This window comes from Fibrobacter sp. HC4, from assembly GCF_023373925.1.
Taxonomy (GTDB): Bacteria; Fibrobacterota; Fibrobacteria; order Fibrobacterales; family Fibrobacteraceae; genus Fibrobacter.
Map to the genome: position 1 here is coordinate 99,344 of NZ_JALCZV010000002.1, position 22,973 is coordinate 122,316.

At 48.8% G+C, this 22,973-nt stretch carries 22 protein-coding genes, 2 tRNA genes and 1 pseudogene; 17 read left to right on the plus strand and 8 right to left on the minus strand.

What is annotated here, in order from left to right:
• The first annotated feature begins 4 nt into the window (after positions 1-4).
• The 4 genes from MMG03_RS01650 to ruvX all read left to right on the plus strand — a co-directional run bounded on the left by MMG03_RS01650 (position 5) and on the right by ruvX (position 1,780).
• Positions 5-77: transfer RNA gene (locus MMG03_RS01650), tRNA-Lys, on the plus strand.
• A 99-nt stretch (positions 78-176) separates the two neighbouring features.
• A tRNA-Lys gene (locus MMG03_RS01655) sits at positions 177-249 on the plus strand.
• 183 nt (positions 250-432) lie between these two features.
• Positions 433-1,356, plus strand: a complete 924-nt coding sequence (locus MMG03_RS01660) for a sugar nucleotidyltransferase (protein WP_073235169.1) — start codon at positions 433-435, stop codon at positions 1,354-1,356.
• Positions 1,357-1,369: 13 nt separating this feature from the next.
• The gene (gene ruvX / locus MMG03_RS01665) at positions 1,370-1,780 is read left to right on the plus strand and encodes a Holliday junction resolvase RuvX (protein WP_073160572.1); all 411 of its coding nucleotides are present in this window, start codon (positions 1,370-1,372) and stop codon (positions 1,778-1,780) included.
• A 57-nt stretch (positions 1,781-1,837) separates the two neighbouring features.
• Here ruvX and MMG03_RS01670 read toward each other — a convergent pair whose 3' ends face one another.
• The gene (locus MMG03_RS01670; RefSeq protein ID WP_249269276.1) at positions 1,838-3,064 is read right to left on the minus strand and encodes a diguanylate cyclase domain-containing protein; all 1,227 of its coding nucleotides are present in this window, start codon (positions 3,062-3,064) and stop codon (positions 1,838-1,840) included.
• A 170-nt stretch (positions 3,065-3,234) separates the two neighbouring features.
• Here MMG03_RS01670 and MMG03_RS01675 point away from each other — a divergent pair, with 170 nt between their 5' ends.
• Positions 3,235-3,756 (plus strand): nitroreductase family protein, encoded by a 522-nt coding sequence (locus MMG03_RS01675; protein WP_073235172.1) that lies wholly within the window; start codon positions 3,235-3,237, stop codon positions 3,754-3,756.
• Here the strand turns inward: MMG03_RS01675 and MMG03_RS01680 are convergent.
• From MMG03_RS01680 to MMG03_RS01690, 3 genes are all read right to left on the minus strand, one after another.
• Entirely contained in the window at positions 3,753-4,985 is a 1,233-nt protein-coding gene (locus MMG03_RS01680; protein WP_249505478.1) for a phosphotransferase, read from the minus strand. The genes MMG03_RS01675 and MMG03_RS01680 overlap by 4 nt on opposite strands.
• Positions 4,986-5,077: 92 nt before the next feature.
• Positions 5,078-5,617, minus strand: coding sequence for a carbonic anhydrase (locus tag MMG03_RS01685; protein WP_249505479.1), 540 nt, complete (start codon positions 5,615-5,617; stop codon positions 5,078-5,080).
• Between the two features lie 36 nt (positions 5,618-5,653).
• Positions 5,654-6,526, minus strand: coding sequence for a hypothetical protein (locus tag MMG03_RS01690; protein ID WP_249505480.1), 873 nt, complete (start codon positions 6,524-6,526; stop codon positions 5,654-5,656).
• Positions 6,527-6,871: 345 nt separating this feature from the next.
• On the opposite strand from MMG03_RS01690, the gene purB reads away from it, so the two are divergent.
• The 12 genes and pseudogenes from purB (at position 6,872) to MMG03_RS01755 (ending at position 18,477) form a co-directional block, all read left to right on the plus strand.
• Positions 6,872-8,314, plus strand: coding sequence for an adenylosuccinate lyase (gene purB, locus MMG03_RS01695; protein WP_249505481.1), 1,443 nt, complete (start codon positions 6,872-6,874; stop codon positions 8,312-8,314).
• A gap of 6 nt (positions 8,315-8,320) precedes the next feature.
• Positions 8,321-8,803: a hypothetical protein gene (locus tag MMG03_RS01700; protein ID WP_249505482.1), complete on the plus strand. Its 483-nt coding sequence runs from the start codon at positions 8,321-8,323 to the stop codon at positions 8,801-8,803.
• Positions 8,804-9,316: 513 nt separating this feature from the next.
• A complete protein-coding gene (locus MMG03_RS01705) occupies positions 9,317-9,580 on the plus strand; it encodes a hypothetical protein (RefSeq protein ID WP_249505483.1) in 264 nt (87 codons plus the stop codon).
• Positions 9,581-9,628: 48 nt separating this feature from the next.
• Positions 9,629-10,818, plus strand: a pseudogene (locus tag MMG03_RS01715) (iron-containing alcohol dehydrogenase).
• A gap of 9 nt (positions 10,819-10,827) precedes the next feature.
• Positions 10,828-11,244: a hypothetical protein gene (locus MMG03_RS01720; protein ID WP_073284032.1), complete on the plus strand. Its 417-nt coding sequence runs from the start codon at positions 10,828-10,830 to the stop codon at positions 11,242-11,244.
• Between the two features lie 116 nt (positions 11,245-11,360).
• Positions 11,361-13,097: a DNA/RNA helicase domain-containing protein gene (locus MMG03_RS01725; RefSeq protein WP_249505486.1), complete on the plus strand. Its 1,737-nt coding sequence runs from the start codon at positions 11,361-11,363 to the stop codon at positions 13,095-13,097.
• A 50-nt stretch (positions 13,098-13,147) separates the two neighbouring features.
• Positions 13,148-13,978: a dihydrodipicolinate reductase gene (dapB, locus tag MMG03_RS01730; RefSeq protein WP_073284038.1), complete on the plus strand. Its 831-nt coding sequence runs from the start codon at positions 13,148-13,150 to the stop codon at positions 13,976-13,978.
• Between the two features lie 124 nt (positions 13,979-14,102).
• Positions 14,103-15,119, plus strand: a complete 1,017-nt coding sequence (locus MMG03_RS01735) for an ABC transporter permease subunit (RefSeq protein WP_073160606.1) — start codon at positions 14,103-14,105, stop codon at positions 15,117-15,119.
• A 47-nt stretch (positions 15,120-15,166) separates the two neighbouring features.
• Positions 15,167-16,180, plus strand: a complete 1,014-nt coding sequence (locus MMG03_RS01740; protein ID WP_249505487.1) for an aminoglycoside phosphotransferase family protein — start codon at positions 15,167-15,169, stop codon at positions 16,178-16,180.
• 3 nt (positions 16,181-16,183) lie between these two features.
• Positions 16,184-16,609 carry a PTS sugar transporter subunit IIA gene (locus MMG03_RS01745; protein ID WP_073160610.1) on the plus strand — a complete coding sequence of 142 codons (426 nt, stop codon included), beginning with the start codon at positions 16,184-16,186 and terminating at the stop codon, positions 16,607-16,609.
• Between the two features lie 162 nt (positions 16,610-16,771).
• Positions 16,772-17,203: a metalloregulator ArsR/SmtB family transcription factor gene (locus tag MMG03_RS01750; protein ID WP_073235204.1), complete on the plus strand. Its 432-nt coding sequence runs from the start codon at positions 16,772-16,774 to the stop codon at positions 17,201-17,203.
• Positions 17,204-17,280: 77 nt separating this feature from the next.
• Positions 17,281-18,477 (plus strand): SO_0444 family Cu/Zn efflux transporter, encoded by a 1,197-nt coding sequence (locus tag MMG03_RS01755; protein ID WP_249505488.1) that lies wholly within the window; start codon positions 17,281-17,283, stop codon positions 18,475-18,477.
• Here the strand turns inward: MMG03_RS01755 and MMG03_RS01760 are convergent.
• From MMG03_RS01760 to MMG03_RS01775, 4 genes are read right to left on the minus strand one after another with little or no spacing between them, the layout of a single operon-like run.
• Complete coding sequence (locus tag MMG03_RS01760) at positions 18,468-19,901, minus strand: hypothetical protein (RefSeq protein WP_249505489.1); 1,434 nt, start codon at positions 19,899-19,901, stop codon at positions 18,468-18,470. The genes MMG03_RS01755 and MMG03_RS01760 overlap by 10 nt on opposite strands.
• On the minus strand, positions 19,898-20,869 hold the full coding sequence (locus MMG03_RS01765; RefSeq protein ID WP_249505490.1) for a glycosyltransferase family 2 protein: 972 nt from the start codon (positions 20,867-20,869) through the stop codon (positions 19,898-19,900). Before MMG03_RS01765 ends, MMG03_RS01760 begins: the two co-directional genes overlap by 4 nt.
• The gene (locus MMG03_RS01770) at positions 20,869-21,810 is read right to left on the minus strand and encodes a glycosyltransferase (protein ID WP_112131776.1); all 942 of its coding nucleotides are present in this window, start codon (positions 21,808-21,810) and stop codon (positions 20,869-20,871) included. Before MMG03_RS01770 ends, MMG03_RS01765 begins: the two co-directional genes overlap by 1 nt.
• Positions 21,811-21,839: 29 nt before the next feature.
• Positions 21,840-22,949, minus strand: a complete 1,110-nt coding sequence (locus MMG03_RS01775; RefSeq protein ID WP_249505491.1) for a glycosyltransferase — start codon at positions 22,947-22,949, stop codon at positions 21,840-21,842.
• Positions 22,950-22,973: the final 24 nt, after the last annotated feature.

Here is a 22,973-nt window from a genome sequence, read left to right on the forward strand (position 1 = left end):
CTATGGATGATTAGCTCAGTTGGTAGAGCAGCTGACTCTTAATCAGCGGGTCGCAGGTTCGACCCCTGCATCATCCACTAAAAGCGACAGGCAAAGATAAGCATCTTTCGTGAAAACGAATCATGAACTTTGAAACTTCGTCTTTTGCTTTACATAGCCGCAAGGCATAACGATCTGGATGATTAGCTCAGTTGGTAGAGCAGCTGACTCTTAATCAGCGGGTCGCAGGTTCGACCCCTGCATCATCCACTAAAAGACCTCTCGAAAGGGAGGTCTTTTTTTATGGTTAGAATTTTTTATTACACGTTTTTTTATAAAAAATCCAAAGAATTACATTTTATAGTATGATATTAGTATTACAAAATTTATATCTTGTCAAAAAAGCTATCTTTTAGAGACTAACTTTTCAAATTTGTTTCACACGGATTTTTAATGAAGATTGTTCTCCCTGTTGCTGGCAATGGACTGCGTCTGCGTCCTTATACCGAAAATCTGCCGAAGTGTTTGCTTCCGGTGGCCGGCAAGACTATTTTGGACTGGATTGTTGAAGACTCATTGTTTTTGAAGCCTGCCGAAACCATTTTTATCACTGGTTACAAGGCTGAAACTGTTGATTCATTCCTTGCAGAACGTTCCGCATGGGGTAAAACCCGTACTGTCGTCCAGAATAACCCCCAGGGCCTGGGTGAAGCCATCAGTTTGGCTCTTCCTTTTGTTGGCGACGATGAGCCGCTCCTGATTATTTTGGGCGATACTCTTTTTGAGGCCGATCTTTCTGTGCTGGAACAGGCTGACGAAAACATCCTCTACACCTTCAAGGTGGAAGATCCCCGTCGCTTTGGCGTGGCCGTGACTGATGCCGAAGGTCGTATTGAACGCCTGGTCGAAAAACCCCAGGAATTCGTTTCTGATGAAGCCATTGTGGGCATCTATTACATCAAGGATACCAAGGTTCTTAAGGAATCCCTCAAGTATCTGATGGACAACGATATTCGTACCAAGAACGAATTCCAGCTGACCGACGCCCTTGAAATGATGATCCAGAAGGGTTGCCGTTTCCGTACTGCACCTGTAAGCAAGTGGTTGGATTGCGGTCTGGCAGAAACCCTGCTCGAAACCAATGCTCACGTGTTGAACCGCAATGACAATTCCGCTGACTTTATAAGAGACGACGTGAAGGTTATTGCTCCCTGCTATATTGGCAAGGATGCCAAGCTGACCAATTGCACCATCGGTCCTAACGTGGCGGTTGGCGACGGTTGCGTTGTCGAAAATTGCACAATCGAGAATGCTGTCCTCTGGAACGGAGTCACGGTCTGCAATAAGCAGCTTGATAACGTTATCATCCACGAGTAGTGGATTTACGATCATGAACTATCTTGCCCTGGATTATGGCGAACATCGTGTGGGAGTCGCTTTTGCCGATTCCGAACTGAAGTTTGCTTTCGCCCGCGAAACTATCGACCAGAAGACCACAAACTTGTGGGTCCGTCTAGATGCTCTTGTCAAGGAAAACAAGGTGAACGCCTTTGTGGTCGGTATGCCGTACCATCCCGATGGTCGTGCCAATGGCAAGAACGTTGTGGTCGAAAAGTTTGTGCAGGATCTCAAGGAACGTTTCCCGGGTATGCCTGTCTACACTCAGGATGAATCCTATTCCAGCGTGCAGGCCCAGGCTTGTACCGCACATTTCAGCAAGAAGAAAAAACAAAAGAGCAAGGCGGTTATTGACCAGCTTGCAGCCCAGATTATCTTGCAGCGTTGGTTAGACGAGAATTAACCGAAAATGAAACTAACCGAAAATGATTTAAGGCCGGCTTACTGTCGGCCTTTGTCGTTAGTCGTCTTTACGTTTTTTTTCGGCCTTGTCCGTGTACATTTCGTGGTCGGCCCTTTCCAAATACTTTATGATGTCGTCGTTCTTGGAAGTCATGCAGGAGTAGCCGAAGGCAACGCTGAAGCGTCGTCCGCGAATTTGTAGCATCTGGGCCTTGGACTTCAGGTGCAGAATGTAGTTTAGCAACTGAGGTTCCGTAGTTCTCGGGATGATTGCCAGGAATTCGTCGCCGCCCATTCTGAAGAACATGGCGTCTTCGGGGAGAACCATCTTGAACAGCACGCCCACAAGTCGGATGTATTCATCGCCGATCAGATGTCCGTAATAATCGTTTACCTGCTTCAGGTAATTGCAGTCTGCCGATATGAATCCCAGCGGCAACTTGTCGTCGGTAGCGATCGTTCCTAGAATTTCGTTCAGGTAAGTTCGGTTGTATAGGCCGGTCAGTTCGTCGGTAATGGCCAGACGGTGCAGCTGGCGTTTAAGCTTTTCCTGTTCCGTCACGTTGTTGATCAGGGCCACGATGCCGTAAATGTTGCCCTTGTCGTCGTGGACGGGTTCCTTGATAATCTCGAGGAATTCCTGGATTCCGTCTGCGTTTACCTCGATGACGTAATGGGCGCCCTTGCCGGTACGGATAATCTCCTTGTCCTTTTCCATGGCCATCTTGGCGTTTTCTTTGTCCTTACGGATTTCCACGTCGGTCTTTCCGCGGATCGTCCAGCCCGGTTCGTCGGCGCCGTGAAGGTGGTGCCAGTAATGGGTGCAGAACACGTACTTGCCTTCGGCATCCTTCAAGAAGATGTTGGAGGGGAGTCGCTTTAGAATGTACTCCAGTTCCTGCAGATGGATGGATTCCTTGACGTTGGTCAGCTTTTCAAGTCGGTTGACGATTAGCTGCTTGCTGTAAGGGGCACTGATAAAGTCCAGTACACCGTAATCCAGGCACTTGAATTCCTTGTCGGACGGAGTCTTGGGGGTGACCACGATAACGGATGCCGGAAGCAAAGTCTTTTTGGATTGGATCGCCTTTAGCAGACTGTAATCGTTGTCTGTGGCGGCGTCCGACATGATTAGGATGATGTCCGGATTCGTTTCGGTCAGCGTTCCCCAGATGCCATTGCCCGATTCTGTAGTTAAAAACTGGCTGTCGAAATTTTCGACAAGGATGCTCTGGAGCGTCTTGTCAACTTTCGATTTCTTTGAGAATAGAACCAGTTTTTTCATTTACGGTAATCCTTGATTATGCAAACTGTAAAACAGCACACTCCAAATATAAATAGAGCTTGTAAAAAAATAGTGCGATTTTTTTTTGAAAAATGCTATTCCAAATGCGATTAAAGGCTGATAATTAGAAGAAAAAGGTTATATTCACCAAAAAAAGAGAGGTTTCTTCTATGGAATTTTTGGATTTGGTGAAAAATCGCTACAGTTGCCGCAAATTTTGTGACAAGAATGTTGAAGAAGAAAAGCTTCTGCAGATTTTGGAAGCTGGGCGTCTGGCTCCTACGGCGATGAATCATCAACCATTGAAGATTTTCGTTGTAAAGTCTGCCCAGTCGCTGGAAAAACTCCGCGGAATTACCCGCATGGCCTACAACGCCCCGGTTGTTCTTATGGTTTGTTACGACAAGGACTTGTGTTACCGCGCCCTAAATTACAACGACGAACACGAATGCGGCGATATGGATGCCAGCATTGTAACCACGACAATGATGATGCAGGCCACGGAACTGGGTCTGAATACTTTGTGGGCACGAGGATTCAATGCCGTGGAAATTGCACGGGCTTTTGAATTGCCTGAAAATTTGAAGTTGAGCTGCCTATTGGATATCGGCTATGCCGATCCTGCAGAAGGTGGCCCCAGCCCCCGCCATTCCGTTCGAAAGGGAATGGAAGAGCTGGTTTCCGAAATTTAGTTCTGGAGCAAGGCGTCAACCTGCTTGAACAGGCCGGCGATCATTTCGGGCTTGATGGCTAACAGGGTTTCAATCCTGGAAGTCAGCATGGCGATACTTTCGGGTCTGGGTTCGGGTGCCGCATTGACTCTTGCCGCAATGCTGGGGAGAACCTTGATCAACATACCGATCTGGGCTGCCTTGATTAGCAGTTCAGCGGTCTGGGGATTGAACTTGTCTCCCAGGTAGCTCTTGATAAATGCGGGCCAAACCTTTGAAGCCGTGGCTTCGTCGGTTCCCATGAATTGCCAGGGCTGCATCTGGGGGTTGTTCTTGAGAAGGGTGTCCAGCATGCACATGCTGCTGAACTCAAAGATGGGGTGGCCCACTCTGACGTCGCCCATGTCAATCAGTTCAATTTCACCATTGCGGATCAAGGTGTTCTTGGGGTGGAAATCACCGTGGAGCAATGTGGACGGGTCGGGAAAGGCGGCGATTGTATCCAGGATTTGCTGGAACTGTTCCTCGTTGACCCACTTTCTGACGTGTTCCATTTCGCCGATAATAAATTCCTTGAAACTCTGGAATTCGTTGTTCTTTACGACGGTGGCGTGAATGCTGCGGGCCAAGTCCGCAATCTGCTGGATACGCTGGTCAAATTCTTCGGGATGCTCGGTAATGTAGGAACCCACGGTCTGGGCGTCTAGCATTTCATAAACCACGCCCATATCATTGCCAACCTTGACGATGTCGTAGCTGATGGCTGTGGGCATACCGTAGACAAATGCCTTGCGGGCGTTTTCCTGTTCGCGCTTGATGATGTCAATGGAGTTGGCGCCTTCAACCCTGTAGACCTTGACAATGGAATCTTCGCTCAGACGATAGACTGTGCCATAAGCGCCGCGGCCGATTTCCGGACAACCCTCGATACTTACGCATCGATAGGCCTTTTGAACGTCCAGAATTTCTGTAAAACCAGTCACTTCAAAGATGTCGTACACTTCGCTGGTAACGTTGATGACTGTAACTGTGGGAATTTTCTTTTTAAGCTTGAGAAGGATACGCAGACCTGCAGAAGAAATGTATTCCAGTTTTTCTGCGTCAATGGTGGCTGCTGTAGGGGAGTTGTCTCCGAGTAGTTCCATCACCTGTTTTTCTGCATCGCCTGCGTTGGATGAATCAACCTTACCGGATAGGATAATGCTGAGATTGTTATTCTCGATTTTCCCGTCAATATTTACAACAGTCATGATTTTCTCCTTCAAAATCATTAGATGTCAATAATATAACCTCAGATTTTGAAAAAAGAGAAAATTGACTTAAGTCGACGTTTTGGGGTGCGTTAAAGTGATTTTAGCGCACCTGTTTCGGATTCCATGATGTAGCCTCGGACCACGATGTCCTTGGGAACCAGGGGATGGTTCTTTACCAAGTCAACTGTTTCGAGAACTGCTGCTTCCGTATCTTCAAATCCGTGCAGCCAGGAATCCAGATCGATACCGCAATGACGCATGAGGCTGATGTGCTCTTCGTCTACACCACGTTCCTTCATCAGGTGGAGCATTTCCTGGGCGTCCATGCCCTGCACGCCGCAGCCGGTGTGGCCGATAATCATGATTTCGTTGACGCCCAGCTCGTAGATGGCTACCAGCAGGCTTCGGACGGTACTATCGAAAGGATTGGTAATGGTGCCGCCGGCATTCTTGATCATCTTCACGTCACCGTTCTTGATGCCTAGCGCTGCAGGGAGCAGTTCCACTAGGCGTGTGTCCATGCAGGTGACGATGGCAATCTTCTTGTCGGGATATTTACTGGTGGTGAATTTCTCGTAGCCCTTGCTTGCGACAAACTCTTTATTGAAGGCTAACATTTCTTGAATCATGAGTAAAACTCCGTGTTTTTCTAGAAAGTTAAAATACTAAAATTCAGCTCGGTCTTCCCAGATGTCGGCGATAACTTCGCACATGTCGTCGCTGTCGTCGGAGGATGTTGTGCCTGTAATCATATAGATGTAATTGTTTGCCTGCACGCTTGCCAATGTGCAGGTCTTGCTATCGGGAAGGGATCGGCTGATGGTACCGTATTTCTTCTCTGCATTGTAGGTTGCTTCACTTGCGGTGTAGCTAATCATGTGGCCTCTTTTTTGTAAAGCGGCTGAACCCTGGTTTAAGATGGGGATCATTTCATTGCCCGCATTGCCGAATAACGATTGAACGACGTTCATCTTTTCGTTAGGGCTAAGTGCTCCGTGACCCGTAACTGAGAAACGGTCGCTGAGTTCAAAAAATAATTCTTGGCTGGTCTTACTTTCTCCGCTTGTCTTTCTTGTTGATATTCCTATTGTGGAGAGAACCGAGTCGTTTTGCAACAGACGTTTTGCTATTTCTTGCTCAGTTTGATCGATGAGATTCTTCCAGTAATCCATATCCCAGTTCAAGTAGTATAGGGCAAATTCTTCGTCGCTTACGTCAAAGGGGGAGGTGAATGTGGTATCCTGGGCGAAGTAGTCCTTACGGGCCCCTCGGATAGCGATAATCTTGTTGTCTTTTTTTACAGTAAAGGCAGATACTTCCCGGTCTAGGTCAAATATATTGAACCGAATATCCCAAGCACCGCCGAATTCATATTTGAACGGAAGCGGGGTGGGAATATGCACGGTTCTGCTGGTGACGAAGGACCTGCCCATGTTTTGCATGGAGTATTCCTTGACAGAAGGTGCCGTGCGACTTGGGGTAAAGCAACCGCAAAAAATGAACGCAATAAGAACGAGTGCAGCGAAAATTCTGAACATGTTTCCTCCTAAATTTTGCGAACAAATATATCAAATACAATTGTTGATGGTTTGGAACAACGAACTTACCTGAGTCGCGAAGATATTGAAAATTTGCAGAAAGGATAGCAGAAAATTCCCTAAAAATATGGATTTATTTCTAACGTCTTGCTCCTCAATGAGTTAGACGTTTTTATTTGAACGTTTAATTTCTGCGTTTTGAAAATGTACTTGGTAAGTTGTTTTTAGGTTTATATGCGATTCTAATTTTGCATTGCATAAGTGAAGCGCTGGTATAGGATTTGAACGTTTTAATTTCTACATTTTACCCCGTAAATTTAACGGGGACAACCCAAAGGATAAAACATGCGTGATCAATTCGAAAGCCCGCTGATTCAGCGCTATGCTTCTAAGGAAATGAGTTTCATCTTCAGCCCGCAGTACAAGTTCCAGACTTGGCGCAAGCTGTGGATCTACCTGGCCGAATCCGAAAAGGAACTTGGCCTGCCCATTACCCAGGAACAGGTGGACGAACTGAAGGCTCACGCTACCGATATCAACTTTGACGTTGCCGAAGCCGAAGAAAAGCGCCGCCGTCACGACGTGATGAGCCACGTTTACGCTTACGGTGTGCAGTGCCCCAAGGCCAAGGGCATCATCCACCTGGGTGCAACTTCCGCTTTCGTTGGTGACAACACCGACCTCATCCAGATGCAGCAGGCTTTGATCATCGTCCGTAAGCGCCTCTGCCGCGTTATGGATAAGCTTTCCAAGTTTGCCATGGAATACAAGGACATGGCTCAGCTGGGTGCAACTCACTTCCAGGCAGCTCAGCTCACTACCGTTGGTAAGCGCGCTTGCCTCTGGCTCCAGGATTTGCTCATCGACCTGGAAGAAGTCAACTTCCTCATCGAAGTTCTTCCGTTCCGCGGCGTTAAGGGCACCACCGGTACCCAGGCTTCCTTCATGGACCTGTTCAACGGCGATGAAGAAAAGATTATGGAACTGGACCGCCGCGTTACCGCCAAGGCTGGCTTCAAGCGCGTGCTCACCATCACCGGTCAGACCTACACCCGTAAGTGGGACAACCGCGTAAACCAGGTGCTCAGCTCCATCGCTCAGTCCCTCCACAAGTTTGCAACCGACATGCGCCTCATGCAGGGCGTTAAGGAAGTGGAAGAACCGTTCGAAAAGACCCAGATCGGTTCCTCTGCCATGGCTTACAAGCGTAACCCCATGCGTTCCGAACGTATCTGCTCTCTGGCCCGTTTCGTCATGGCCCAGGTGAACAGCACCGCCATTACTCAGGCTACCCAGTGGTTCGAACGTACTCTGGACGATTCCGCCAACAAGCGTCTCGCCATTCCTGAAGCATTCCTCGCTATGGATGCAATGCTCATCATCGCTGAAAACGTGACCAACGGCCTGGTGGTTTACCCCAAGGTTATCGAAAAGCGCATCATGGCTGAACTCCCGTTCATGGCTACCGAAAACATCATCATGGAAGGTGTGAAGAATGGCGGCGACCGTCAGGAACTCCACGAAGAAATCCGCGTGATGTCTCAGGAAGCTGGCCGCGTCGTTAAGGAACAGGGTAAGGATAACGATCTTCTGGAACGCGTCCTCAAGAACGAAAAGCTCCAGAAGCTGGGCATCACGGTCGAAAAGCTGAAGGAAATCCTCGATCTCCGCAAGTTCGTTGGCCGCGCTCCTGGTCAGGTCGTGAAGTTCGTGACCGAAGAAGTCCGCCCGGCTATCGACGCAATCGCCGATTGGGATAATATCGACGCTGGCGAACTGAAGGTGTAATAAACCATGAAAAAACGCTTTTTATTGGTTGTTCTGGTTTCTTTGCTTGTATCTTGTTCTAGCAAGAGCGAACTGGAGGATATTGCCAGGCAGGATTTGATGGTGATTAGGGCGGGCCTAGCCTGCTCTATAGATCCTAAAGCTGATGAATGCGTGGTTTACGAAGGTTTTCTAGCCTCTTGCGTACGAGACCGTTATGGCCGAGTCCACGAATGTTCCAATAACATTGCTGGTAAATTAATAGGCGCTAGATCCATTGATTTGTATTGGCAGAAATATGATCCAAATAGTGATTATTTATCGGGGCCTGATTTAAAGGGCTTCCTTGCGGGCTGTGTTAACGTTATAGGATGGGACCGGTGTTATGATGCATCTGGAAATCCTTATTACGGAGGCCTTGCCCGCCATGCTTCATGGGGACGCTCCTTTTTGAACCTGATTGAGATTCCTGCGATTATGCTCATTCGTTCTAAGGATGGTCTTGATTAAACTCGTCTAGCGAATAGAAAAATGTCGAGATTTATGTCTCGGCATTTTTGATGTTTGAATGTTCTTGTGAAATTACCTGCTTGTGTCATCCCTTCGACAAGCTCAGGGCAGGCTCTGAGCGTTAGCGAAGGATCTAGTGACATTTGAAATGCGGCTCCTATGGGGTCGCATTTCTTGTATTTGTTTCGTTTTTTCGAATTTTTGGACTCCATTTTAATTGGTTTATCGGATTTGGAGTCCATGTTTTTAGACAAACTAACGCGAAAATGGCGGATTACCGTGTTGTCTAAGTTTTGAATGGACTCCTTTTTTTCATTGTTGTCCATTTTGGAGCCTATTTTTGAACAAACTTTATTATGTTTGTTGAATACAAAGTAATGAAATGGGCTCCAAATTAGCTTGGTTTGCCTTTTGGGAGTCCATTTTTGCGGAAAATGGCTTTTGCGGCGGGTCACAGAGCTTATGAAGGAAAATTTTATAACCAGGAAACCTTGATTTAATTATTTTTTTGCAATGAATCAGTGGGCTTTGACAATGGTGATTGGCGGATTAGGTCTGTTCTTCTTGGTGATGACCTATGGTGCCTTGATTTCTAGCAAGAAAAGCGGACATTATTCGTCTGGAGTGCCTCTTGTTGGCGGTACCCTTATTGCCATAGCCTTTTTAATTTCGCCCATTAAATGGCTTGCTTTTTTGGGCCTGCTTGATTATGGTTTTTGGATGATCTTATCAAGTCTTGTGAAAAATTTTATTGCTGGTAGGAAATTGAGGAAATAGAAGTTTTTTAGCTTCATTGTTAGAAATGAAAACTTATATTTCCTTTCCATGAACAACTTTACTTTCTATAGTCCTACAGAATTTGTTTTCGGTCGTTCCACAGAATCCCAGGTAGGGGAGCTTTGCCTTAAGCATGGCGCTAGCCGCGTGATGATTATTTACGGTGGGGGCAGCGTGGTGCGCTCCGGTCTTTTGGACCGTGTGAAAAGTGCATTGACCGCTGCAGGAATTGCCTTTACAGAAATGGGTGGCGTGCAGCCGAACCCTATTGATACCAAGGTTCGTGAAGGCTTGAAAATTGCCCGTGAATTTAAGCCGGACTTTTGCTGCCCGTAGGTGGCGGTTCCGTAATCGATACGGCCAAGGCTATGGCTGTGGGTTACCATTACGAAGGTGACTTCTGGGATCTTTATGAAATGGTGAACGGAAAGAAGAAGGCTACGGTCAGTCGCGCATTGCCTATTGGCGTGGTGCTGACTATTCCTGCTGCAGGTTCCGAAGGCTCCGGCAATTCTGTGATTACCAATACCACCACCAAGGTGAAGGTGGGTATCCGCTATCCCATGATTCTTCGCCCGAAGTTTGCGGTGATGAATCCTGAATTGACTATGACTTTGCCGGAATGGCAGACAGCCAGCGGCGTCAGCGATATGATGGCCCACATTCTGGAACGTTACCTGAGCAACACTCCTGACGTGCAGATTGGCGACCGCCTTGCCGAAGGCATGCTCCTTGCCATTATGGAAAATGCGGAAAAGCTTATTGCCGACCCGCAGAATTACGAAGCCCGCGCTAACATCATGTGGAGCGCTACTATCGCCCATAACGATACTTGTTCCATCGGCCGCGTGGAAGACTGGAACAGCCACGCCATGGAACATGAAATTTCTGCAGAGTACGATGTGACTCACGGCGCAGGCCTTGCTGTGATTTTCCCGGCGTTCCTGCAGTACGGTGCAACCCACAACCCTCACAAGGTTGCCCAACTGGCTCATCGTGTTTTAGGCGTTGCCGACTCCGGAGACGTTGCTGCCGATGCAATGGCGGGTGCTCTTGCCCTCAAGACCTGGTTCCACGACAAGCTCCATATGCCTGTGACTTTCGCACAACTTGGCATAGAAAATCCCAACCTGGAATTGCTCAACGAACGCCTTCATAAGTTGAAGGGCGACGTTCTTAAGGGCTATATGGATCTGGATGCTGCCGCTACCATGGAAATTTACAAGTTGGCCTTGTAAAGGTTTGCCATGTTGAATAAATCCTACAAGTTTTATGGTTGGGAAGGTGCTCCAGAAAAAGTGCGGCGCCTTTACGACCTGCTTTCCGGAATCTGGTGTGTTGAAACTTGCGCACCCCGCCTTCGTCAAAAATGGTCCTGCGAAAACAAAACCTGCGGACAGTGTTCTATTACGGCATTTTTAGTGCAAGATCTTTTGGGAGGGGATGTGTATGGCATTCTCCGGCCGGAAGGTGGTGTCCACTGCTATAATGTAATTGGAGACCGTGTTTTTGACTTGACCAGCGAACAGTTCGGCAGTGAAAAGCTTTGCTATGAGGGTAATGCATTGCAGTCTCGTGAGGTTCATTTTGCCAAGGAAGAAAAACGGCTTCGTTACGAGATGCTGAAATCTCGATTGTTAGAGGTTATTCCGGGGCATATTTAAAAGGGTTGCCTTCGCTTTTTAGGAATCATCCGTTCTGGATGATTTCTTTTCTATTTATTTAAAAGTATGCGTTTTTTATTTATGATATTATATTCCTTGTAAAGAAGGATTTTTTTATGTCTACTATTCGTAAGCGCTTGTCTACTGAATCTACCTCACGTTCCGAAATGGCCATTTTCGATATGGCCTCCTGCTTGGATGAAAAATGGAATGTGTGGATGAATGTTCACCTGAATTTTGCCGTGAGAGGCCGGGGTAATGATGTGGACCGCGAAGTGGACTGCATCCTTTACCACAAGAAGTATGGGATGCTCCTGATTGAATGCAAGGACGGCCAGATTTCTACGGAAGAGTCGCAGGGTTCCGAAAACGGTTTTATGTGGAAGCAGGGAAACCGCGTGATGGAACGTTCTCCCGTTCAACAAGTGCAGTCCTTGATTTATCCACTTCATGATCATTTTAGCGGTATGTTCCCCAAGGATGAAGGGGCTGGCTATCACCGGGTTCGTGTGCAGTGGGCCGTTTGTTTTGCGGATATGGATAGCGTTGGAAAAATTGGCAGCAATGCCATGCAACCTAAACGCGCGATTTTAAAGTCGGACCTGAAAAGCTACAATACTTTGGAACGTAAGGTCAAGAAAATCCTGGAAATGAAGGAAGAATCTCGGGGAGGAAATCCCTTCCCCAATGATGAACTTTCGGATGAAAATTTTGACAGGCTGGTTTCGTTCCTGGGTTGCTTTGATGAACCTTCCTGGCCGGAACTTTGGGATATGCAGGCAGAAGCCCGTGTGCGCCCGACGGAAATTCAGGAAATGCTGATGGAGTCCATTGTTCGTAACCCGCGCATGCGTATCGAGGGTGTGGCTGGTTCTGGAAAGTCGTTGTTGGTGCAGTGGGAGGCGACCCGCCTGGCTCGCGAAGGGAAGCGGGTTGTGGTTCTTTGCTACAATGATTTGCTGGCGGAACACATGCAGCAAAATTTTGTGGAGGCTGGCCTAGATGAATCGCAGGTGGTGATGTCTGGATTCCATAAGTTGGCGGCTAAATATGTGCGCTTGGCCAAGGTCAAGGGTGTTGCCCGCAAGGAACCGGATGATGCTAAGGAGAAGGCTGAATATTTTGAATCCATGTCGGTCTTCTTTAAGGAGGCTCTGGAAAAATTACGTTGCAAGAAGAATCGCTTTTTTGATGCCCTGATTGTTGATGAAGGACAGGACTTCGCCAACGATTGGCTTGATACGGCTTTGCTTCTGTTGAAGGATCCAGAAAAGGGGATTGTGCGATTCTTCTATGATTCCAAACAGACTTTGTACAAAGGCCGCGAGGTTCTGGGGAATGCTGCCATTAATGCCATGCCTGTAATGGTTCTTAAGCGAGGCTTCCGCAGCACCAAGAAAATTTTGAACTGGGTTCATGACGTAACGGATATCCGTATCCCTTGTTACGAAGATACTGTGCCTGGCCGTGAGGTAGATGTTCGCCTATATGACAAGCCCGAAGACCAGGTTGAAATGTTGCGGAAGGTGGTTCTGGATCTGAAAAAGAAGGGTGTCGAACCTAAGGACATTCTGGTTGTTTCATTGAGAAGCAAAAATCATTCCGGCCTGGCGTCGTTGAACGATGATGTATTCCAGTGGAGCGATGTGAGCGATTCTTTGAACAGTCTTGCCATAAACATGGTGTCGGCCTACCGCTATAAGGGCTTGGATAAGCGGGTGGTTATTTTGGCGGATCTAGAACCGTCCAAGAATGACCCTGGCGCGCCTCATAGCAATGCCAATCTGATTTTGGTGGGGGCTACCCGAGCCAAGGAACATCTGGTCGTTTTCAAACAGCGAAAGAATTTCTAAAAAAATATTTTTTCTATCTTGTCTCCTGTAAATAATTACAGGAGTTTTTTATGTCCGTTCAAGTAATGGTAAATGGTATTCCGGGTAACATGGGCAAGATCGTGGCCGAAACCTGCGTCAAGCGTGGCCTGGAACTGGTTCCCTATTCCCTCACTGGCGAAATCATCGTTGAAAATGAATCGGTCGTGGCTGGCAAGACCGTTCAGCTCTTGAAACCCAGCAACCGCGAAGAACGCATCGGTGAAGTTCTTGCTAAGTACCCCAACCTGATTTGCGTGGACTACACTCATCCCACCGCCGTGAACGACAACGCCGCTTTCTATGTCAAGCACAAGATTCCGTTTGTCATGGGCACCACCGGTGGTGACCGCGAAGCTTTGACCAAGCTTGTTGCCGAAGCTAATCACCCCAGCGTGATTGCTCCCAACATGAGCAAGCAGATTGTGGCCTTCCAGACCATGATCGAATGGCTGGCCAATGAATTCCCCACCGCATTCAGCGGCTACAAGCTTTCTGTGGTTGAAAGCCATCAGAAGACTAAGGCTGACACCAGTGGTACTGCACGCGCCGTGGTTGGCTCCTTCCAGAAGATGGGCTTTGAATACACTCCGGACGATATCGAAAAGGTTCGTGACGAAAAGAGCCAGATGGAACGTATGGGCGTGCCTGAAGAATACCTGGGCGGCCACGCATTCCACACCTATAGCCTGGACAGCGAAGACGGTACCGTCCACTTCGAATTCCAGCACAATGTGTGCGGCCGTAAGATTTACGCCGAAGGTACTGTGGACGCCGTGAACTTCCTGGCCGAACAGATTGCCGCTGGCACTGCAAAACCCTTCAACATGATGGACGTCCTCCGCTCCGGTAAGATGCGTTAATCAGCTTAAAGGTTAAAGGATAAAGTTTATAGAAGAATAATGCGAGGCTAAGCCTCGTTGATGAAGAGCGGCGTAGCCGCCTAGCTAAGTTCTTTAACCTTTCCGCTATCACCTCGTCGCTAATATGCGTTCTTATATCCTTCGACGTTTGCTGCTGATGATCCCGACTCTTATCGGGATTTCATTGGTGTGCTTTATCCTGATTCAGCTGTTGCCCGGTGGCCCGGTAGAAGAAATGATTTCCCGTGCCCAGCAGGCTGCTGCCATGAAGGGTGGGGTAGATGCGTCGAAGGCTCTTTCTCCAGATCAGATTGCCCAGATTCAGGCTTATTTCGGTTTCGACAAGCCGGCCTGGCAGCGGTACCTGACCTGGCTCTGGAACGTACTTCATTTGGATCTAGGGAACAGTTATACTTACGGTCTTCCTGTGTGGGACGTAATCACTAGCCGTTTCCCCATTTCTCTTTTCTTTGGTTTTACGTCATTCTTCTTAAGCTACTTGATTTGTATTCCGTTGGGACTGTGGAAAGCGGTTCATCATGGAAGCAAGTTGGATACCTTTAGCAGCGGCGTGATTTTTTCGGGCTATGTGATGCCCGGTTATGCCCTTGGTATTTTGCTGATTATCTTTTTGGCCGGCGGTTCTTACCTGGATATTTTCCCCCTGGGCGGTTTGACATCAGACGAATTTGAAGATTTCACGTTCTTCGAAAAGTTAGCGGATCTGGCTCACCATCTGGTGCTACCTATTTTCTGTTATATGATCAGTGAATTCGCCTTCTTGACCTTTCTCATGAAAAACTCCGCCTTGGAGGAGCTGGGCCGTGACTACATGCGAACTGCCCTGGCCAAGGGCATGAGTTTCAACCAGGCTCTGGTACGCCACGCTCTGCGCAACGCCTTGATTCCCATTGCCACCCGCCTGAGCGAAATCTGCACCCTTATGTTTGCCGGAGCGCTCTTGATCGAAAAAGTTTTTGATATCGATGGCATGGGATTGCTCTATTACAATTCCATGGTAAACCGTGACTACAATGTGGTTATGGGGATTATTTTCCTGAGCAGTCTAATGGCCATGGTGGGCCGCCTGTTCAGCGATATCCTTTATACTTTGGTAGACCCGAGAATTAAGTTCTCGTAATAAAGATTGCGGTACCTTGACCGCTAATTTTATATATATTCCGTACTATGAATAACGAAATTGTCTCTTCTGCAGTTAAAGATTTTCTTTTGGCTCACGGCTATGCCGCGGATTTTGAAATTACAACCATTGCCGGTGCCGGTTCGGGCCGCAAGTACTACCGCATTGCCAGTGGCGATAAGTCCTGTGTACTTCAGGTTTCCGCATCTGTAGATGACGACTTTAAGCGCTTTGTAGATTATTCCGCCGCCTTCCGTGAATTCGGTCTGCCGGTGCCTCGCGTGTATTTTGTGGACGAAGCAAGTTGCTCTGTGTTGCAGGAAGATCTGGGCGCACACAACCTGCTGGATGAAATTCTTCCGTCTGGTCAGAACAAATCCGGCAACGTCCGCATCCTGTATCCGGTGGTGATTGACGCTCTCGTCAAGTGGCAGGAAGTTTCTCGCTCCCTGTTCAGTTCCCGCTCCGACCTTTGGCTCCGTCGTTTTGACTTTGCCGCCCTCAAGTGGGAAACCGACTACTTTACCGAAAACTTCCTGAAGGCTCATAAGGGAATTCAGGAAATTCCTCAGTCGGTGTTGAACTTCTACTCTGTGCTGGCCATTTCTGTGAATGCTCAGCCCAAGGTACTTTTGCATCGCGACTTCCAGAGCCAGAACATTATGGTGAAGCCCGATTCTGAAGTTGCCTTCGTAGATTATCAGGGCGCCCGTCGCGGTTCCATGTTCTATGATCTGGCTAGCCTCCTGTGGGATCCTTACGTGAGCCTGTCTCTGAACGAAATCAAGGACTTCTTTGAATACTGGCGCACCATGTTCCGCGAAACCAAGACCTATACACAGGAAGATGCCTGGGAAGCCTTTATCCATGCAAGCCTCCAGCGCGTGATGCAGGCCATGGGTGCTTATTGCTTCCTCTCTAAGGTTAAGGGAATCCAGAAGTTTGAACAGTACATCGAACCGGGTAAGGCTCAGCTCCGCGTGCTGTTCGGTGAATTCAAGAAGATCGCCAAGGTCACCGAACCGGAAGTCTTCGAATTTATGGATAAGGCACTGGCATAGCCCATGGCTCTTGTTTATACAAAATTTTATGCAGCAGAAGAAACCTTTGGCCGAGCCTTGGGTTTCGCTTATGATGCTCTTGTACATGGTCCCTGCTCCTTTGATGCTAATGCGACATGGAAGGGGCTTGTGGATCGTGTGAAGCAGGGCGTGTATATGGGGGAGGGCTTGCTCTTGCCTCATACTCGTGTGCCGGGACTAGCTGAACCGTTGATGGCTTTCGTAGTTTGCCCCGAGGGTCTGACGGATGTTGAAATCCGCGGTGGTGAAAAGGCGAAGTTCATGTGCGTGCTGTTGTCTCCGGCGGAGTCTGCAATGGCCCATACCACTGTCATTGCAGACATGGCTCGTAAGATGCTGGACTCTGAATGGAAGACTAAGGCTTTGGCGGTTAAGACCGACGAAGAAATAAGGGCCTTGTTTGGATAGCTGGATTGTACAGCGAATTTTTAAAGGGACCGCGCCAAGGCGTGGTCTTTTTTTATGAAAAATAATGTGGACCACTTGCAGGGAAACGTTTAACTTTTTATATTGGTAGTTGAATGATTGTTCAACTGCTTGTTTGGTTGAACTGAGATCCTTGAGGTAACAATGGCTGAAATCGAATTAGAAGGAACCGACTGTAGCTGCATTCACGAAGAAGTGGTGAATGCTATTCGTCCTATGATGCCTGAGGATGAAAACCTTATGGATCTGGCGGATATCTTCAAGATTTTCAGTGATTTTACCCGCGTCAAGATTCTTTGCGCCTTGATGCGTGCCGAAGTCCATATGGCTTCCCACAAGAAAGGAATTAGCAAATGCCATGGGAATGACTGTCGCCCGGAAATGTGCGTCAGCGATATTTCGGTCTTGCTGAATATGACCAAGTCTTCCATTTCCCATCAGCTTCGAATTTTAAAACAGTCTAATCTGGTGAAGTGCCGTAAGGAAGGGAGCGTTGTCTATTACTCCCTGGCCGATGAACACGTTAAGATGATTTTCAATCAGGGCATGGCCCATGTCATGGAGGATGAAGATTAACGGCGAAGGCTGTTTTTCTTTCTCTTAAAGATTGAAAGGTTGTTCAACTATTGAATCTTGAAAAGAGGAATAATATCATGGAATACGTAACAATATTTCTTTCTGCATTAATAGAACTCTTTGCCGAAATGGCGCCCTTCCTGCTTTTAGGGTTCCTATTGGCGGGAATTTTGCACGTGTGGGTTCCCAAATCCTTATATGTGCCTAAGATAAGTAAGCCTAACTTCAAGTCGGTTCTGCTTTCGGCGCTATTTGGAATTCCGCTTCCTATTTGTAGTTGTGGCGTAATCCCTACGGCTGTTGCCCTACGTAAGGAAGGGGCTAGCAAGGGTGCCAGCGTCAGCTTCTTGATTTCTACGCCTGCTACTGGGGTGGATTCCATTCTGGCGACTTATTCTCTGCTGGGACTGCCTTTTGCCATTCTCCATCCGGTGGCTGCATTTGTCTCTTCGATGTTCGGCGGGCTGCTAACCAATCTGGTAACGCGGGGCGAGGCTGAAGATGACCTTTCGAAAATTGCGGTTCCCAAAAGTGAATGCGGCTGCGGCAGTTGCGGTCACGACCATAAGGAACACGACGAGCATGAGAATCACGAATGTTGCTGCTGCCACGAACACGACCATGATGAACATGAGGAACGCAAGTGTTGCTGCGGTCATGAAGAAGTGCATGGTTGCAGTTGCTGTCTCGATGAACACTCTTCTGAAAAGGCGAACGGTTTTGTTGGAAAATTGAAGGAAACTTTCAAGTACGGCTTCGGCGATTTATTGCCTGAAATTACCCGCTGGCTTTTGGTCGGTTTGGTTTTGGGTGCCTTGATTGCTGCCTTCGTTCCCAATGAATTGTTCATGTCAATTCGCGAGTATCCCATCCTCTGCATGTTTGCCATGCTGTTGATCTCCATGCCCATGTACACCTGTTCCACAGGCTCCATCCCTCTGGCTTTGGCCTTGATGGCAAAGGGACTTCCTCCTGGTGCTGCCTTGGTGTTGCTGATGGCTGGTCCTGCAACAAGCATTGCATCTATGGTTGTGGTGGGTAAGACTTTTGGCAAGCGTACTTTGATTGCCTACCTAATCAGCATTGCTGCCGGAGCCTTCTTCTTTGGATGGCTGGTGGATACGTTCATGATGGACACCTTCCTTAGCACCATAACTGCAAATGGCCACTACGGGGATGGTGATGGCCTGGGATGGTTCGATTACAGCTGTGCCGCTGTTCTTGCCTTATTGATTTTGGTGGGATTTATTCCCAAGAAGGGGCATCACCACTGAATGGATCCGAATCCGTAGGTTCTGTAGCCTTCGTAATCTCCGAAGAATCGTGAGTAACCGGCACGGATGCTCATCCACCTAAAGGGATAGAATTCCAGCTTGCCGCCTACTTCGTAATACCTGAATGAGGTTTCATCATTCAGGTATTTTTTGTCGATGGCGCTTTCGGGAGTGTGAATGTCGGTAATGTTTCCGCCGAATGCGGTATCCTTGGCAACGGCGCTGGCAAGCAATGTTCCGCGGATGAGGGCGTCTTTCAGCAGACCGGATTCTACGCGGTAGAGACCGCTAACTTCGGTGTAGAGTTCCTGACTGTTGGGGCCAAGATCGGTTCCCATGCTCTGGGCGTAGCTGGCATAGGTGTAAGCGCCGCCTTTGTGGTGGGTGTAAACCCAAGGTTCGATGCGGGTGTATTCCCCATTCCAGTTCCAGAGCGTCTTGCCGAGACGCAGGCTGTCGCGGGCGATGCCAACAGAGGCTGCCCACTTATTGCCCCACCAGGAATCATCAAACATGGAGGTGGGGGACTTCATGTCGTCCCAAAGCAGTTCGCCGTAGAATTCCCAATGGGGAATGGTCTTGACGCTTAGATCAAAGGCTAGGCCGATGTTGTCTTGATCTCCCTGCAGATGTTCCTGGAAAACGTAAGGGATAAAGGGAATCATGTAGGACCATTCAAAGTCGCGGCCGCTGCTATCGGCATCCAGGTTGGGGTTGGAGCCTGCGGGTTCTGTTGTGGTTCCATAGAGGGCCGTTTCGGAAAGTCCCAAGGTAATGTTGGCCGGCAAGTTCAGGTCAAGACGATGGACGTGAAGGTACTTGCCGTTCCCTTTTTTCTCGAAAAGCTTCATGCCGTACTGGGAATATACGACAGGGCCCACTTCAAACTGATAACCGAAATAGGGCGTAGGGGCCGGGTCGCTAATGCGGCTACTGCTATCTTGCCAAGGGCGGTAGTTTGCCTGTTCTCCGCGGAGAATCACATGGTTTCGACGGGCGGGACCCATGTCCAGGTAATCAAAACCGCCAAGCAATGTTACGGCGGAAAGCTGGTAGCTGGCGTGTGCGGCGAACAGGTCCCAGGTACGCTTGGTGTCGCTCTGCTTGTTGTAGGGAATGCCTTCGTTGGGGTTGTAGAAATGGTCGGCGATATCGCGGTTGGTAAAGTCGGTGCTGACTTTTACGCGGGCAGCGAACTGGAAGGCGTCTGTAAAATGACCATCCAAAAACAGACGCACCGACATGGCGTTGTCGTAATGGGTGGGGGTGTTGCCTTGACCTGGAATTTTTTCGTAATTGGTAATTGCCAGGGAATCCAACAGCTGGGCGTGTATATTGACTTCGTAATTTTTTGACGTATCGACTATGGTAAAATGAGCCGATGCATAAACGGCTAACAATAGAAGGGCGGCGACGATTCTCATTTGAAGGCTTCCTTCAACAAGGCTAAATGATGGCGGAGGTATTCCCTCTTTTGTTTGGCGGAGGCTCCTGCCAGACAGCGGGGAAGGGCGGTCAATATGCGGACAAGGCTACGGGTCATGCGGAATAACTTGGAAAGCAGAAGTCCGCGGAGTCCGAAATGCTTGCGGAACATGTATTGCTGGGAGCGGTCATGCTGCAGGGCGCGACTGAGGCTGTTGCTTGCGGAGCCGCCACCCAGGTGGGTGATGGGGGCGTTCTGTGCGATGTAGAAGCGTGCGCCCAGTTTGCGGAATCGCAGGGCCAGATCCGCATCTTCGTAGTACATGAAAATTTTTTCGTCGAACCCGCCGACGGTTTCCCAGAGGGCTCGGTGCAGCATCCAGCAGACGGCACTTGCCCAGTGGACTTCCTGAAGACCATTTTTGTCGGCGGGGGCGGGTGTGCCCTCTAGAATGCGGGCGGCACCTGATTCGCTGCGGAAGGCGTTTAGGAAAAACGGGATGGCTCCAATTCCGTCGGGGCCCAGTCCAGCAAAAAAATTGTTCTGACGGCTGCCGTCTGCGTTTAGCGTTGTAGGCGCGATGATCGCTTCGTGGCCTACTTCTGCAGCCTGGTCAAGATTCTTTCGCAACGTCACGATAGCTTCTGGAGTGAATCGCGTGTCGTTGTTGAGAAGGCAGATGGCGTCGAATTCTATGCCGTCTGCGATGAGACCCTTGATGGCCCCGTTGTTGGCGGCGCCAAAGCCCAGGTTGCCTTTTTGCGGGTAGAGGTGTACCCATGGAAAGTGGACTCGGTTTTTTTCTACAGTTCCGTCGGAACTTCCATTATCGGCGATGGCTACGACGAAATGACCTGCAGTTTCTGCATCGTTGGCAGAAACCAGGGGCAGCAAATCTTTAAGGCAGACCTCGGTCAAGGCCCATCCGTTATAGGTAACCAAAATAATGGCAGTCTGCTTTTCCATCAGGATTTCCCAAAAAGTTTTTTAGCCAGTGGTAATCCAAGGGCGCTAAAGAGAATCTGCTTTAATCTGGTGACTGCAGATGTCTTTAAGAAAAGGTCATCTCTGTGGGCAAAAACCCAGGGGAGGAATCGGAAAGCGGTTGTGTGAGCTGTCTTGTGTTGAGTCCAGCGCAGGTGCTTTTTCGCGAAATTGATTTCCCCGTCATTCATTTTGAGTCGGTCTGCGTTGGCGATAATTGTCTCGTTCCAGGAAATTGCCGTGGCCAGGGTCTTGCTCATGCAAGGCGTGGCGACACCTCCAACGGCGTTGCCTCCGTGAATGCGGTAGCTGGCGACGGTTTCATCGATGGCGACAATGCCTCCGTTCTTCAGGGCCATCATGGCGATCCAGCGGTCGTGTACGGTGACCCCTTCTGGAATGGGGAGGATCTCGTTCAGCAATTCTACTCTGAAAAGAGAAATCATTCCCGTGACGTTGTTGATGCCGGCAACCTGGCGGCAAATGTTGGAGTCCTTGCTAATATGGGCGAGGGCGCGCCAGGAATCTGCAGTCTTGTTGCCTTGACCGTCTATGATCTGGGCGTCTCCAAATGCAAGGGCCTTGCTGCCGATGCCCTGGACCAACTTTTCGTTTTTGGTTGGATTCCAGATGTCGTCCTGGTCGGCGAGAGCGATGAAATCTCCCGGCTGTACAAGCTGTCGAGCGTATTCCAGCGCTTTCGAAAATGCGGCTCTGTGCCCCGTGTTGGTTTCATTTCTGTAAAAATGGAGGGGGAGCTTTTCTCTATAGCTTTCTACAATTTCGCAAGTCCTGTCAGACGAGGCGTCGTCAAGAATGGTGACGGATTTTGCCGGAAGGGTCTGCCATGCAATGGAACGGAGCATTTCATCAAGATAGCGCTCGCCATTATAGGTGCATAGGACAACGTGTACAGAGTTCATTGCCCTAATATATAAATATCGGGAGCTGTTTAAATCTGAGAAAAGATGTTCAACACCTGTTGTTGGAACTCTTGGTCTCTACGGCCTGCAAAAAGGAATTGGCGGACCTCTTCAAAGGTTTTTTGATTCCACGCCTGGGGCAAATCAAGGATCTTCTGGACGGCGTCCTGAACGTTGCCGGGGTCGTAGGTCATCCAGCAGGGAAGCCTGTAGTCCTTGACGTATTCTTCGTTGGCGGCTAACACGGGAATGCCGCATTGCAAGGCTTCGAAAAGCACCATGGGACCGCTTTCAAACTTTGACGTTACAAGCAGCAGGTCCATTTGATTCTGAAGTTTTTCCTTGACCTCGTTAGGGGAAAGCCAACTGTAATTATGAACAACGTTAGATGTTCCGCAGTCCTGGACCATCTTGTTGAAAATGTCCCTGTCGGGGCCTTGTCCGATGACGTGAAAATGAACGCCTTTTTCTTTTAGCTGGCTTGCTAGCGGGGGGATGATCTCCTGACCTTTTTGCCCGAAGTATAGTCTGCCGATGTTTGCGATGTTTCTTACTTCGGAAGGTGCTTTGGGGGCTGCGTCTTCCTGGTAGGTCAGCGGGTTGGGCAACTGGAATACAGGCGTCTCACTGGGAATAAATCTGCGGAGCAGACGTTCCTGGTAAGGCGTGTTGACGATCCATTTCGAAATCTTCGGATAGACTTTCAATGCCAGCCTGTCGCGGAGTGTTCCAAACTTGGCCAGCGATTCCTTTTGGGTGAAGGCCATGGGGTAATAGGAAATCAATTCCAGATTGAGTTTGGAGGCGGCAACTACGGCGGGAATACAACGTTCTATGTTGCCCGGGCAGATGATAAGCTGCCTAAAGTTGGCGGAACCTGCTCCATGTTCTTTTAAAAGTTTGAAGGCCTTGCCCGACTTACCCGAAAACCTATCTCGAACAATGGGGAATGGTCCCTGGGAATGGTAGGGTAGGGGAATCCGTTCAATGGAGGGGTGTAACTCGGAATCAAACTTTTGAGCGGAAAAGAAAAAATGCACCTGGTAACTTTCTGCCAGAATGTTGGCGATACGGGCCGAAAGAATTTCCTGGCCGCCCCATTCCGACGCATCGCTATAAAAGTAGAGGTGCTTGCTCATAGCCCACAATATAAAAAAAGGAAT

Excerpts from the sequence above, each read along its gene's own strand:
- MMG03_RS01660 (WP_073235169.1), top strand. The coding sequence starts at position 433 with ATGAAGATTGTTCTCCCTGTTGCTGGCAATGGACTGCGTCTGCGTCCT.
- ruvX (WP_073160572.1), top strand. The coding sequence starts at position 1,370 with ATGAACTATCTTGCCCTGGATTATGGCGAACATCGTGTGGGAGTCGCT.
- MMG03_RS01670 (WP_249269276.1), bottom strand. The coding sequence starts at position 3,064 with ATGAAAAAACTGGTTCTATTCTCAAAGAAATCGAAAGTTGACAAGACG.
- MMG03_RS01675 (WP_073235172.1), top strand. The coding sequence starts at position 3,235 with ATGGAATTTTTGGATTTGGTGAAAAATCGCTACAGTTGCCGCAAATTT.
- MMG03_RS01680 (WP_249505478.1), bottom strand. The coding sequence starts at position 4,985 with ATGACTGTTGTAAATATTGACGGGAAAATCGAGAATAACAATCTCAGC.
- MMG03_RS01685 (WP_249505479.1), bottom strand. The coding sequence starts at position 5,617 with ATGATTCAAGAAATGTTAGCCTTCAATAAAGAGTTTGTCGCAAGCAAG.
- MMG03_RS01690 (WP_249505480.1), bottom strand. The coding sequence starts at position 6,526 with ATGTTCAGAATTTTCGCTGCACTCGTTCTTATTGCGTTCATTTTTTGC.
- purB (WP_249505481.1), top strand. The coding sequence starts at position 6,872 with ATGCGTGATCAATTCGAAAGCCCGCTGATTCAGCGCTATGCTTCTAAG.
- MMG03_RS01700 (WP_249505482.1), top strand. The coding sequence starts at position 8,321 with ATGAAAAAACGCTTTTTATTGGTTGTTCTGGTTTCTTTGCTTGTATCT.
- MMG03_RS01705 (WP_249505483.1), top strand. The coding sequence starts at position 9,317 with ATGAATCAGTGGGCTTTGACAATGGTGATTGGCGGATTAGGTCTGTTC.
- MMG03_RS01720 (WP_073284032.1), top strand. The coding sequence starts at position 10,828 with ATGTTGAATAAATCCTACAAGTTTTATGGTTGGGAAGGTGCTCCAGAA.
- MMG03_RS01725 (WP_249505486.1), top strand. The coding sequence starts at position 11,361 with ATGTCTACTATTCGTAAGCGCTTGTCTACTGAATCTACCTCACGTTCC.
- dapB (WP_073284038.1), top strand. The coding sequence starts at position 13,148 with ATGTCCGTTCAAGTAATGGTAAATGGTATTCCGGGTAACATGGGCAAG.
- MMG03_RS01735 (WP_073160606.1), top strand. The coding sequence starts at position 14,103 with ATGCGTTCTTATATCCTTCGACGTTTGCTGCTGATGATCCCGACTCTT.
- MMG03_RS01740 (WP_249505487.1), top strand. The coding sequence starts at position 15,167 with ATGAATAACGAAATTGTCTCTTCTGCAGTTAAAGATTTTCTTTTGGCT.
- MMG03_RS01745 (WP_073160610.1), top strand. The coding sequence starts at position 16,184 with ATGGCTCTTGTTTATACAAAATTTTATGCAGCAGAAGAAACCTTTGGC.
- MMG03_RS01750 (WP_073235204.1), top strand. The coding sequence starts at position 16,772 with ATGGCTGAAATCGAATTAGAAGGAACCGACTGTAGCTGCATTCACGAA.
- MMG03_RS01755 (WP_249505488.1), top strand. The coding sequence starts at position 17,281 with ATGGAATACGTAACAATATTTCTTTCTGCATTAATAGAACTCTTTGCC.
- MMG03_RS01760 (WP_249505489.1), bottom strand. The coding sequence starts at position 19,901 with ATGAGAATCGTCGCCGCCCTTCTATTGTTAGCCGTTTATGCATCGGCT.
- MMG03_RS01765 (WP_249505490.1), bottom strand. The coding sequence starts at position 20,869 with ATGGAAAAGCAGACTGCCATTATTTTGGTTACCTATAACGGATGGGCC.
- MMG03_RS01770 (WP_112131776.1), bottom strand. The coding sequence starts at position 21,810 with ATGAACTCTGTACACGTTGTCCTATGCACCTATAATGGCGAGCGCTAT.
- MMG03_RS01775 (WP_249505491.1), bottom strand. The coding sequence starts at position 22,949 with ATGAGCAAGCACCTCTACTTTTATAGCGATGCGTCGGAATGGGGCGGC.